Genomic DNA, 12,272 nt, shown 5'->3' on the forward strand with positions numbered 1-12,272 from the left:
ATAACTATCAGATAGAGCCAGACGCTGTATGCACAAATAATTTAGCTCCAAACCCAGGTGATTACTAATGGATAACGACACGGACGAAAAGACGCTTCGAATCGGCATTGACATCGGAGGAACATTCACAGACATCGTAACCGTCAGCAACGGTACTATTCGCGTCACAAAGACCCCTTCCACACCACATGCCCCGGAAAATGGTGTCATGGATGGATTACAGAAAGCACGCACTCAAGAGGATTTCTCGTTCGATTCGGTGTCCTTCTTAGGACACGGAACGACTGTCGCAACGAATGCAATTCTCGAAGAGACATGGGCTGACACTGCACTCGTGACGACGATTGGCTTCCGTGATGTGCTAGAAATCGGGCGGCAGGCGCGACCCGATATCTACGATTTCCAGGCTGAAAAACCGACACCAATAATCGAACGCGATCGACGGTTCGAGATTACAGAGCGTCTCGACGAACGAGGGAATGTACTTCAGGATTTGGATGAAGAAGGCATTGAAAAAGTCGCTCAGCAGATTGATGCTGAAGACGTTGAAAGCGTCGCCATCTGTCTCCTCTACTCGTTTGAAAACGATACACACGAGCGTCAGGTTTGTAACCGCCTCAAAGAGGCGGGGATCGATGCTTCATGGTCACTCTCAAGTACCGTCCTCCCAGAAATTCGTGAGTACGAGCGGACGCTCGTCACGGCAATGAATGCTGCACTCAAGCCTGTAATGGATCGGTATATCGGCAATCTCGGGGTCGAAATCGATGATGCCGATATCACAGCAGATCTAAAGATCATGCAGTCGAACGGAGGGATAATTGCGGCTGCTGTGGCTCGTGAGCAACCAGTAAATACGCTTCTTTCAGGACCAGCTGCAGGCGTTCAAGGTGCAGCTGCGATCGCAAAGCAACGCGGGTTCGCTGATGTGATCACAATGGACATGGGCGGGACATCGTGCGACGTCTCGCTAGTCAAAGATGGCAATCCACTCGTCACAACGGACGTAGAAGTCGGCGATTATCCGGTAAGTATTCCGATGATAGATATCCATACGATCGGCGCTGGTGGAGGCTCGATCGCGTGGCTTGACGCCGGAGGTGCGTTGCGCGTCGGACCACGATCCGCGGGTGCCGATCCAGGGCCAATCTGCTATGGTCGTGGAGGGACAAAACCGACAATCACCGATGCACAACTTCTCCTTGGTCGGTTGAATCCTGATCAATTTCTATCTGGAGAACTCGACGTCCAAACCGAGGACGTCAGGAAAATCGTTAAGCAGAAACTCGCCGAGCCGCTCGAACAATCAATCGAAGAAGTTGCGCAGGGGATCATCGACGTTGCGAACGCGAATATGCAACGTGCACTCCGAGTAGTGAGTGTTGAGCGCGGACACGATCCGCGTGAGTTCGGACTCGTCGCATTCGGTGGGGCAGGACCGTTACATGCCTGCGAAATTGCACGTGATCTCGATATCCCACGGGTTATAATCCCACATACCGCTGGTGTGCTCTCAGCGCTTGGGTTGCTTATGAGCGATGTTCTCTACGACTATAGTACATCACGAGTTCGTCGCTTTAGCGAGCTCGATCCGGCAGTGCTTCAAGAAACCTTCGAAGCATTCGAGGAACAGGGCCAGAACCGGCTTGCCAAGGAAAACTTCGTAGGAGAGGAAATGCATTTCGAACGAACGGTTGATTTACGATATCTTGGTCAATCGTTTGAACTCTCGGTTCCAGTTGACACTGGAACGCTTAGTAGTGAAAGTATCAAAACAGTGACCAAGCGATTTCACGAACGGCACAGACAACGGTACGGTCATGCCTATACCAAGGAGCCAATCGAGCTAGTAACGATCCGGCTGCAGGCCCGTGGTCAGGTTCCACCCCCTGAACTTGGAGTTGAGAGTCCTGAAGGGACTGTTGAGGACGCGGTCACCGAAACACGAGATGTAATCTACGATGGAGAATCCCATGAGGCGTGGATTTATAACCGCAGTCAATTACCAACTGGATCGGAATTTGATGGTCCGGCCGTTGTTCAAGGACCGGAGAGTACAGCTGTCATCCTACCCTCGCAGCATGTTCAGGTGGATGAACTCGGGAATCTACTCGTCGAGACACAATCCGGGGGTGAGTAAGCACCAATGACAAACAGAAACGCCGATAATGACCAGCGAACCGAGGGAGGAACAGCGGAGAACCCGAATATCGACTCCGTAACGCTCGAGATCATTCGAAACGCGTGTGCCGCAGTCGCCGAGGAAATGAATGCGAATTTGATCCGAACGGGATACTCGCCAAATATCAAAGAACGTCGCGATTGTTCCTGCGCACTCTTCGACGCTCACGGTGAAATGATTAGCCAGGCCGAGAACATGCCAGTCCATCTTGGGGCGATGCCATTTTCGGTCGCAGCAGCGATTGAACGATTTCCGCCTGAGAATCTTGAACCGGGTGATGCGATTCTTCTTAACGATCCATTCCGTGGCGGCGCTCATCTCCCGGACTTAACGCTTGTTACGCCGGTGTTCGTAGATGAAACGGTCGTTGCCTACGCTGCGAACCGCGCACACCATGCAGACGTTGGTGGTTCACACGCAGGCAGTGTCGCCGCAGATTCAACTGAGATATATCAAGAAGGCATCCGTATCCCGCCGGTCAAACTCTACGAGCGTAACGATATGAACGAGATGGTGATGGATATCATCCGAGCGAATGTTCGTACTCCGGATGAACGTCGAGGCGACTTGCGTGCCCAACAGACGGCGAACGAGACTGGACGCCGGCGCTTTGAAGAGCTCGTTGAGAAGTACGGCCAGACCCATCTTACGGCAGCACTGGAAGAGATTAAAGATTACTCTGAACGGCGGATGCGTGCTGAGATCATGTCATTACCGGATGGCACATATCGTTTTGAAGATGTTCTCGACGATGACGGACGTGGTAACAAGAATCTTCGCGTTGTTGCCGAGGTAGCAATCGACGGTGACACGGTTCGTGTTGATTTTGACGGCACAGCGGCCCAAACCGAGGGGCCAGTAAATGCCGTGTTCGCGGTAACAGCGTCGGCGACATACTATGTGGTTCGGTGCGTTACCGATCCGGATATCCCACCAAATCATGGATGTTATCGGCCAGTCGAGATCAATGCTCCAGAGGGCACCATCGTCAATCCAAAACCACCAGCAGCAGTAGTTGGCGGCAATCTCGAAACCTCACAGCGGGTTACTGATGTTGTTCTTGGGGCGTTCGCCCAAGCTGCTCCTGAACGTGTTCTCGCCGGATGTCAAGGAACGATGAACAACGTTACATTTGGGGGGATCGATCCTCGTGACGATTCGCCGTACGCGTTCTACGAAACACAGGGTGGTGGTTTTGGCGGACGTCTCGGCAAAGATGGGATGGACGGGGTACACGTTCATATGTCAAATACAATGAATACACCCATTGAAGTTCTCGAGACGGCGTACCCACTTCGAGTTGAATGCTACGAATTCCGTGAGGATTCAGGCGGTGCTGGTGAGTTTCGCGGTGGGCTCGGATTACGTCGCGATATTCGAGTGTGCAACCATAGTGCAACGTTTAGTTTACTCGCAGAGCGGCATCAGCATACCCCGTATGGACTCTGTGGTGGTCTGGACGGTACGCCAGGCGCTGCATATCTGCACTCGCCTGATTGCAACACTGAGAGCGACCAGCGCGAGACGCGTAGTACCGAGACCGAATGGGAACAACTCCCAGAAAAGACTGTACGAACGCTTTCCTCAGGCAAAACTGTGAGCATCCGTACGCCCGGTGCTGGCGGCTACGGCGAGCCTGAAGAGCGAGATCGAAACGCGATCATACGCGATATCGAACTCGGAAAACTTTCGGTCGAAACTGCCAAGGAACACTACTCTCTCTCAGAAATTGATCTCGATGAAATATCTGAAGTGATTGGGACCGAGTAGGTGGCAATGCCAGGATCGTCAGCAGAAGCGTCATGGATATTTCGCTACAGCCCTCATATTGCGGTTTTCAGCGTGGGGTACGTGCTGTTCGTGTACGCAGCCGTCCCGAATATCTTTATGACCCGCTTTGCCATGGGGTTCACCGCCCTCGGGCTGTTAATGAGTGCTGCACTGTTCTCTGTGGTGCTCGCACAGCCCCTCTGTAGCCGCCTTACGACACGTATTTCGACCACGAACATACTTCTCGCAGCGACGGTGATGCATGTCTTGTTGGCTATTGCACTTGATTTTGCCCAGACCTTTTGGACTCTTCTCGCGCTCAGAGCTGTTTGGGGACTGGCCGCAGGCATCATTCTAACGAGTGGTGGAACACATATCGCACGCCTATACTCAGGGTCAGCTGCCACACGCCAGCAAGGAATTTACGGTGGAATGTTGACTTTCGGCGGTGCACTCAGTTTTCTCCTCGCACCGCATCTCCGGCTCCCATTCGCCCCGTTCGACTTGTTCATTCCTGGCGCTCTCCTTGGTATTCCTACAATCGGCATACTATGGTGGTATCGTCGTGACCGAACGACTGCCCCGCAACGTCCTCATTCACTATCGGATTCAGATGCCAATCTATCGGCACAATACATCCTCACTCATCCAGCTATCATCGTTGCCTCGCTCTGCTATATTGCATCGCTCGGATCGTATGTGACGCTCTCGACGTTTATTACTGCATATTTTGACGATCTGGGGGTAATTGGACCATTAAATGTCTTTGTACTACTTGTCGCTTCCGTCGCTCGGGCATTAGGGGGAGCGATCGTCCAGTGGTGGTCAATTGGAGACCGTCGAATCGTTCGTTTTGCCACCGTCTCGGCAACTCTTGGATTTATGCTGTTAGCCATCGTTCAATCGCCTCCGTATATCATCATCCTCCCGTTTGTGGTGATGCTCGCAGTATCCTTTCCTTTTGGCGTGATCTATCACATCGCCACGGAGACAATCACAGAGGAAGGTACTGCACTCGCGATAGTAATTGCTGCCGGCAATATCGCTGCACTCATCTTACCAACATTTACCGGGATACTTCGAGCCACGTCAGGCGGATACAGTAGTGGATTCCTGTTGTTAGGGGCGATTAATGCTGTCGCAGTCGGTAGCATTGTGTGGCTTCGGTGAACTAACCCACGTTACTCGCTCACCGTTCGGCTCGCTCTATGAGGGTGGGATTTTCTATTTTGATGACGCGTATTGTAGGAATTGACTCGATTCTAGGAGAGGGTGGCGAGTTCATCTAGGAACGCAAGCGGTGTCGTGATTCGACGACCGAATCGACGGGAATGTCTACGAGGGATCAAGTATATTTGGATATATTTGTAGAATTGTAATAGTTCAGGTCTAAGGCTGGATAGAGGCGTTCTCTTCCGCGATAATACCTGTGTGAGCCAATATCGATCCGTGATCCTAAAGTTGGAATAGTAACATGAATAAGAGAGCCTAAGGTTGGATGTGTAACAGAAAAAGAGATGACACGGGAAAGTCCAGTTTTCAGTCGTGTGAAGCCGTGGAAGGCTGTATTTATGATTTCGTTCCAGCCTTAGGATTCTAAGGCTGGATCTTACGGGTGGAAACCAGCCTTAAGCAATTCTATGCAATTTTAAAGCCGTCAAATGCCGATCTGCACCTCCAAATTCTTCCAAAGTAATAGGGGGGGTACAAACAAATGGAACGAGGATCGACAGTGACGGGAATGCTATGAGAGCAAAACGTTACTGAAGATCTGTATTTTCACTATTTGAGGAAAACGGCTGGACAGTAAACCATTGAGGACTATCACTAGTCGATGTATCTGTATCTTCCCCCAGCCTAGCCGACAAACGGGGATGGGGTGAGCCACACCGTATTATCGGAACTCATTGATATACCCCCTGTTCCAACAGCCCAAAATATTTTATCGCTAGTATATCAACCCGAGTCTGGATGAAGGTCTCAATTGAGTTGCAAGACGGTCACGAGTTGGAACTAACAGATGTAGGAATTGAAACACACGACGAATCCAATACAATAGCGCTGAGCGTTGATGCTCTCATTAAAGGACTTGACGATGAGACATTTGTTTCCTTCGAAGACCGCAAACTCCATCCACTTTCCCTGATCTTCGTAAGCGAGGACGAACTCCCAATTGATGACGATGATCGCTCCAGTGGAAAATAAAGCACATTCGTATTCCTCGTTGGAACGCGCATAGAGCAATTCGCTCTCACCATCATCGTACTCACTCACAGGCCCACCGATGATGAGATCTAACTCTCGGGTGATACCACCGATCTCCATCGTCTCCGGAGAGCGTCCGTCATAGTCGAATTCATGGCTCTGTTGAAACCCTCAACAGATGATACGAATCGCGTGTTGAATACAGAGGGCGTATCCATCATTCGTCCGTTCCCCATATGACTCGATTACCTCCCGCGCCCACAACAGAATTGTCTCACCATCGGTTTCGATGACCCCACACGGCGGTCAGAAGTGATTGGGCTCGATGAGCACGGTCTCATCGATACGAACCGCCTTCACCTCGACGACGAGTATCCTGTCGGGACGCGCTTCCAGCGCCGAGCCGTCCATTGGAGCCTTCCTCGGAAGGCTTGTCAGCGCTGCTTTAGTGGCTGGCAAGGTCGTGGATGTGGTCGCGCATCGAGCGCTCGCCCATCGTGATCTGGCCAGTGTTGTGACCACCGATCCCACACCGAATGGTGGCTGATCAGACTACGGGTCCGGCACCGAGTCGCTCTGCGAGGTCCACGAAATCCTCGGCCACGATATCGTATGTCGACTCGTCAGGCCTCTCAACAACCTCGGCCTGCTCAGGACCCCACTCTAGAGGTCGGTGGACGTATGCGGTCCGAAGCCCCGACTCACGGCTCGCGTCGAGATCTGTTTCGTGAGCCGCGACCATCATTACCCCCTCTGGATGGAGGTCCAAGAGGTCGACCGCGGTCAGATAGACCTCCTCGTCCGGCTTGTAGTGCCCCGAGAGTTCGGCCGAGAGGATTAGATCCCACGGGATGCCAGCCCGCTTGGCCATGTTCGTGAGGAGCCGAACATGACCGTTCGAGAGTGGAGCGATAAGGTAGTCCGAACGGAGCCGGTTGAGGCCGGGGATGACGTCCGGCCAGGGATCGAGACGATGCCAAACGCTGTTGAGATGCTCGATCTCCTCGTCGGTCAACGCTTCCACGCCGAAGCGGTCGAGGAGGTGTTCAAGCGATTGGCGATGGAGGGAATCAAGGTTCTGCCAGGGTATCTCTCCCTGTCGGACACGGGTCAGTGAAGGCTGGTACTCCTCGCGCCAAGCATCGGCGAACGCTGCCCAGTCGACATCCAGCCCCTTGGACTTGCCAAGGCTCTCACCATCGCGGACGACCCCACTATGCCAGTCCACGACCGTGCCGAAAACGTCGAACACGAGCGCGTCCACGTCCGAGAGCGTCATCGGAACTCACTCCGCATTGGGTCGATCCGCTTGGTGCCACCGTTCCTCGAATCGTTCGCTGGTGCCGGGTTACAGATCCGAAGCATACCGAACTGTGACTGCGAACGGTCATTACTGTTCGGTTGGACGGGAGATTCGGCAGTGGAAAGGAATACAGCGGATCCTGTTGAAAGATTTGAACTGCTGAATACGCGCTGTGGATTCACCACCGACTGACTGAATTCCTCAATCTTCGTCACAACGACCGCGATCGACTGAGAGGATATATTCAGCACTACAGAAGCGCGTTCACACCACCACACTGAGAATATTCCTCTTTCGTTATCCACGAAACCATCCTATTCCGTTCTGGGAGCGAGAACCAAGGTTAGTTTGATTTGGTTACTCCAGCAATCATGGGACGTGCCAGACAGCCTCAAGCGGCATATTGCCGAATTAAAAAATAGACTGGACCGTCTCTCTGAAGCTCAAGCACCCCCGCCAACGACGCTCCATATTCTGGGCCGGAACCAGCAAGAACGGGACTGGTAACGGCTCCTGTTTCACTTTCTGTCTCCGGAGGAATCCCACGGCTTGGATCACAAATCGCTCGGACATTTCCTTACGACACTCTCCGAACGGACCGATATGAATTTCGGCTTCTCCTATTTCGACATAGATAATATCCGGATAAAGACGGAAGTATCAACGTCCAACGGTGGCCGCGTGGACGCTGTGATGTGGGTACCCGAAACCTGGTTCATCTGCTGGGAATTAAAAGTGTACGCTTCAGAGAGTGGCGATCAGACGGTACACTACGTGGAGGCCGAGTCGTTCCCGACGATAGATGTACATCATGGAGACGCACCAATGACGAGAAACTACGTCTATCCCGGTCGCTGGTTTGATGATTTTGGTGTCGAGATGAGCGAGACGTTCCGTGTCACTACCAACGGAGCCGAAGTACTCGCAGAGTTCCCGAGAGAGTTATTCACTGCGTGATAACACGGCCAATAAACGACCAGGAATAAAGCTGTGAGTTTTCGTGTAAAAGATGTAATTCAGAGAAAATGGACTGACGGCTACGATGACAGGTGAGAGTGCGCGATACTAGTGGCCAATTTGCAGAGGAAACAACTGACGACGATATTCTGACGGCGATGCGCGAGTCAGAGTTTCCGGCGGTGACCGCTCGGTGGGTGGCGGATACGCTTGGGATTGAGCGGCCAATTGCTCACCGGCGGCTCGAGGAATCGCATGAGAATGGAGAGGTCGAGCGGGGGATTGAGTCTACGGGTTGCTATCTGGTGGATTCCGGAGGAGTAACTCACTGTTTCTGACTCAAACCGCAGTTGATGCCCGAGTAATAATGCATTTTTCAGCAGTGAATTCGTCGTCTAGTTGCTCGTTTCTCGGTGACAAACACTCCAGCAGTAATCAACCCTCATTGGGTACACACGGTTGCAGGATATCTGAAAATTAATCTTGAGTCACTGCTAAAGCTTTGCTACATACGAAATACCATATGTATTTTAATACTTACGAGGCGTCTTCGTCGGTCTCTTGATTGTGCCCCTCGGAGTGGGATTGATGTCACTGACGTTTTCGCTAGAGCGAGTACACAGCGAGGGTGTAAAGTCTTCAGTCCGGATTTTTTAGGTATTGAATTCAGCCGAGTCGAGATTACAGGAGTGGATTTGAGTGTGATGACAGTGTTATGGTACGATGGGGTAATTGGCCCAGTGGCTCTGCTTCTTTTTGCGATTACGTTTTGTCTGGTCGCTGCAGGCTTGTTTTTGCTTGTTAAGCCAATGGTTCACCAGACAAAGTGAGGGTGCGATAATGGAGTTGGTTCCGGTCAAGAATTTGACCGAAATTTGTATGATAATTGGGTGGCAACACATTGCCATGCATGAGTTCGATGTTATCACTTACAAATGTAATCGTCAAAACCATCAGGTGGTCGCCAATGACTGATTCCGATCCGACACCTGCTAGGGAATTCCGAACCGCTCATCCAGGTGCAGACGTAGAGATGGCATACGCAGGCAAGAACACGTTTCTTAAGGGAGAATCCCGCGACGTCGACGATCTCGATGACGTCGACGTCGGTGTTCTCGGAGTCCCGTACGACGGCGCACTCACGAATCGACCGGGGGCTCGCTATGGGCCCGAAGCGATTCGTCGGGCAAGCGCCTGGTGGGCGTACCTATCGAATTACAAAGGGGGACTCACGAACATGAACACGGGTGCTCAGGTGGACTTTTCCGACCTCCACGTCGCCGATTGTGGCGACGCACCGGTCTTTCCGATGGACTATGAACAGACCGCAGAGAGCATCCGATCACACGTCGCAACAGTCGCCGAACGGACGTTCCCGTTCGTGTTGGGAGGCGATCACTACTGTACGTACCCGGCTTTCTGCGGCTTTGCCAAGGGGTCGGGTGCAGACTCCGTCGGATTAGTTCAGATCGATGCCCACACCGACACCTCCAACGAGAGCGCGACATTCGGAAAGCACTATCACGGGTCAAGTACGCGGCTCATTGCCGAGTCACAGTACAGTGATTTCGATCACATCAGCCAAATCGGTATTCGCGGCTATGAGAGTCCGAACTTTTTCGAATTCGCCGAGGAATCTGGTCTCAACCTCTATACGATGCGTGACGTTCACGACCGTGGCATTACAGATGTGGTCGTCGAGGCCGTTGAAGCTGCAGCAGCAGACACGGACGCGGTCTATGTGACATTCGATATCGATGGCGTAGATCCGGGTATTGCACCAGGAACCGGAACGCCAGAACCGGATGGGTTGAGCGCGCATCAGGCGTTGCAGGTGATGGAAATCCTAGGCACGCACGATGCGGTCGGCGCTGCTGACGTGATGGAAGTCTCGCCGAAGTACGACCCGACAGAATCGACTCAGACGCTCGGGGCATACCTTGCCGTCACGCTCCTCGAACGGCAGTTCGCCGAATAACACTTAGCATTGTTCGGAGGGAAGTGCAGTTGCGACGGATTGAAACGCCGACCGTTCTTTCAACCCGTGTAACGTTGCCCAGGACTCACCGTAGTGTTTTTCGACAAGGAGGGAGATCGCAAGTTCACCGATCGCTCCATACGTCATGGAGGCAAAGTCCCACCCCGGTTGGCCGCACGGAAACGGACCCGTCTCTCGCGGCTTTCTAAGATTAATAACCCCGCCGAGTTGTGCTCGACTCGCGGCAGCGATGTCGAACGCCTCCTCGTATCGAACCACGGGGAATTCTCGGTTATCCACGACCAATAAGCTGGGAGCATCGCCCTCGAGAAGCGGGCTAATTGACGGTCGCCCTGCCTCGATGAGGAGATCCGCAACGTCTACGGTTGACCCTTCCCCGCTGATGGCATCGGTGTAGCGGAGAATGGCACCGCCATGCTCACTCGAAACAGTCCCTTCGTGCGTGAATCGCCCGGGTACCGAATCCGGATCCGGATGGTACTCCACGATTCCAGCAACCTGCAATTGGGTAGAGATCCCCCGTGACAGCAAGATACCATCGATAGTGATGCTCGACGGAAAGAATAGTCGAACGAGATCGTCGTGTGTTTCGCTCGGGGCTTCCTCGACTGCGACGGTGACGGGGCCAACGGGCAGGTCGTCCAAGGCACATACCCTGTTCAAGGCCGCTTCAACTTTCGAAGCGGGAATATCGATAGCGGAGGTGACGAGTTCACCGGTGTTCTCGAACGGATTGTACGTGACTTGCCCGGTCAGCATAGCGATGTGTTCTCGAACCTGTTCAAGTCGGCCGCTGACGTGACCGAGTCGCAGTTCGGAGTGACCTTTCTCGGTCAGACCGCGGCCTCGGCCTGGTATTTTTTCGGTGAATCCGTCCGCATCCAATTCCGAGAGTAGGAGTCGGACGGTTCGTCCCTTGATGGAGTAGCCGCGTTGGTGGGTATGCGATTGTCTACGGTATTGCAACCGCGCTTCTTGGAATGATCGCGCTCGTTCTCCTTCCGCCGCTTTCCGATTCGGAACTTGCCTTGCCGCGACTGATACTGGAAATCGTTCCCGTCGGTTTCTCGAGGATCATCCTTGCCGGATTCGTTTCGGCGATGATGTCTACGGCGGACTCCGCGTTGCTAGCTTCGAGTACCCTGTTCACGCGCGACGTCTACAAACGGTTTCTCAATTCCGATGCGTCGGACGAGACGTATTCGAACGTCTCTCGAATTGTCATCATCGTATTGGGTGCGGTCATGACATATTCAGCGATCGAAATCGGGAATGTCGTCCGCGCCCTCACTCTGGCGTACGATTTGCTCTCTGGTTGTATCTTCGTCCCGATCTTCGGCGCGTTCTTCTGGAAACGAGCAACGTGGCAAGGAGCGCTCACTTCGATCTGTGCAAGCGCAGTCGTGGTCGTCACGGCAATCTATGTATTCGGTTTCTCCTCGGATTTACGTAATTGCAGGCGAGAAAGCCTCGCCCTTGAGGGCGGGGATGAATCGCCGTCTTTGTTCACTTTCACTGTACGGTACAGTCTTCGGTGCTCTCCGTGCGTTTTTCTGGGTATCCGACGCGGTACATCCGCGCCCATACCGGGACAATCGGACAAATTCGGACTTCCCGACCGAGGCTCGAAGTACCCCTTCGGGATCGGTTGGGTACCGACGCTAAACAACCAAGTACCTCCGAATCCCGTCCCTCTTCCGGACGGGATAGGAGTAACGGCCACTTGGCATGGCCAGCACCTCGTCGGTGTGTAAACCGTAAACTCCCACCGAACCAGCGACCGACGTTGTGGGAATCCTCGCCCTTCAGGGCGGGGAGGATGTCAATGCTGCTATATATTCGTTCCGGAAATGAAG

8 protein-coding genes and 1 pseudogene are annotated in these 12,272 nt (G+C 53.1%); 7 read left to right on the forward strand and 2 right to left on the reverse strand.

All coding sequences use genetic code 11. From position 1 onward, the window contains the following. The first annotated feature begins 67 nt into the window (after nt 1-67). The 4 genes from LIW51_RS17730 to LIW51_RS17745 all read left to right on the forward strand — a co-directional run bounded on the left by LIW51_RS17730 (nt 68) and on the right by LIW51_RS17745 (nt 6,157). On the forward strand, nt 68-2,140 hold the full coding sequence (locus LIW51_RS17730) for a hydantoinase/oxoprolinase family protein (RefSeq protein WP_227377792.1): 2,073 nt from the start codon (nt 68-70) through the stop codon (nt 2,138-2,140). 6 nt (nt 2,141-2,146) lie between these two features. Next, complete coding sequence (locus tag LIW51_RS17735; protein ID WP_227377793.1) at nt 2,147-3,952, forward strand: hydantoinase B/oxoprolinase family protein; 1,806 nt, start codon at nt 2,147-2,149, stop codon at nt 3,950-3,952. A 6-nt stretch (nt 3,953-3,958) separates the two neighbouring features. Further along, the gene (locus LIW51_RS17740) at nt 3,959-5,122 is read left to right on the forward strand and encodes an MFS transporter (RefSeq protein ID WP_227377794.1); all 1,164 of its coding nucleotides are present in this window, start codon (nt 3,959-3,961) and stop codon (nt 5,120-5,122) included. A gap of 801 nt (nt 5,123-5,923) precedes the next feature. Next, nucleotides 5,924-6,157 carry a hypothetical protein gene (locus LIW51_RS17745; RefSeq protein WP_227377795.1) on the forward strand — a complete coding sequence of 78 codons (234 nt, stop codon included), beginning with the start codon at nt 5,924-5,926 and terminating at the stop codon, nt 6,155-6,157. A gap of 547 nt (nt 6,158-6,704) precedes the next feature. Here the strand turns inward: LIW51_RS17745 and LIW51_RS17750 are convergent. Beyond that, nucleotides 6,705-7,436 (reverse strand): haloacid dehalogenase type II, encoded by a 732-nt coding sequence (locus LIW51_RS17750; protein ID WP_227377796.1) that lies wholly within the window; start codon nt 7,434-7,436, stop codon nt 6,705-6,707. A 537-nt stretch (nt 7,437-7,973) separates the two neighbouring features. Here LIW51_RS17750 and LIW51_RS39210 point away from each other — a divergent pair. Continuing rightward, nucleotides 7,974-8,228: pseudogene (locus tag LIW51_RS39210) on the forward strand (PD-(D/E)XK nuclease family protein); the annotation flags it as partial. A gap of 1,156 nt (nt 8,229-9,384) precedes the next feature. Then, nucleotides 9,385-10,395, forward strand: a complete 1,011-nt coding sequence (gene speB / locus LIW51_RS17760; RefSeq protein ID WP_227377797.1) for an agmatinase — start codon at nt 9,385-9,387, stop codon at nt 10,393-10,395. 3 nt (nt 10,396-10,398) lie between these two features. Here the strand turns inward: speB and LIW51_RS17765 are convergent, their stop codons facing one another. Next, the gene (locus tag LIW51_RS17765; RefSeq protein ID WP_227377798.1) at nt 10,399-11,382 is read right to left on the reverse strand and encodes an NrpR regulatory domain-containing protein; all 984 of its coding nucleotides are present in this window, start codon (nt 11,380-11,382) and stop codon (nt 10,399-10,401) included. A 14-nt stretch (nt 11,383-11,396) separates the two neighbouring features. Here LIW51_RS17765 and LIW51_RS17770 point away from each other — a divergent pair, with 14 nt between their 5' ends. Next, nucleotides 11,397-12,170: a sodium:solute symporter family transporter gene (locus LIW51_RS17770; RefSeq protein ID WP_227377799.1), complete on the forward strand. Its 774-nt coding sequence runs from the start codon at nt 11,397-11,399 to the stop codon at nt 12,168-12,170. Nucleotides 12,171-12,272: the final 102 nt, after the last annotated feature.

The organism is Haladaptatus halobius (assembly GCF_020618475.1).
Classification (GTDB): domain Archaea; phylum Halobacteriota; class Halobacteria; order Halobacteriales; family Haladaptataceae; genus Haladaptatus; species Haladaptatus halobius.

Excerpts from the sequence above, each read along its gene's own strand:
- LIW51_RS17730 (WP_227377792.1), top strand. The coding sequence starts at position 68 with ATGGATAACGACACGGACGAAAAGACGCTTCGAATCGGCATTGACATC.
- LIW51_RS17735 (WP_227377793.1), top strand. The coding sequence starts at position 2,147 with ATGACAAACAGAAACGCCGATAATGACCAGCGAACCGAGGGAGGAACA.
- LIW51_RS17740 (WP_227377794.1), top strand. The coding sequence starts at position 3,959 with ATGCCAGGATCGTCAGCAGAAGCGTCATGGATATTTCGCTACAGCCCT.
- LIW51_RS17745 (WP_227377795.1), top strand. The coding sequence starts at position 5,924 with ATGAAGGTCTCAATTGAGTTGCAAGACGGTCACGAGTTGGAACTAACA.
- LIW51_RS17750 (WP_227377796.1), bottom strand. The coding sequence starts at position 7,436 with ATGACGCTCTCGGACGTGGACGCGCTCGTGTTCGACGTTTTCGGCACG.
- speB (WP_227377797.1), top strand. The coding sequence starts at position 9,385 with ATGACTGATTCCGATCCGACACCTGCTAGGGAATTCCGAACCGCTCAT.
- LIW51_RS17770 (WP_227377799.1), top strand. The coding sequence starts at position 11,397 with ATGATCGCGCTCGTTCTCCTTCCGCCGCTTTCCGATTCGGAACTTGCC.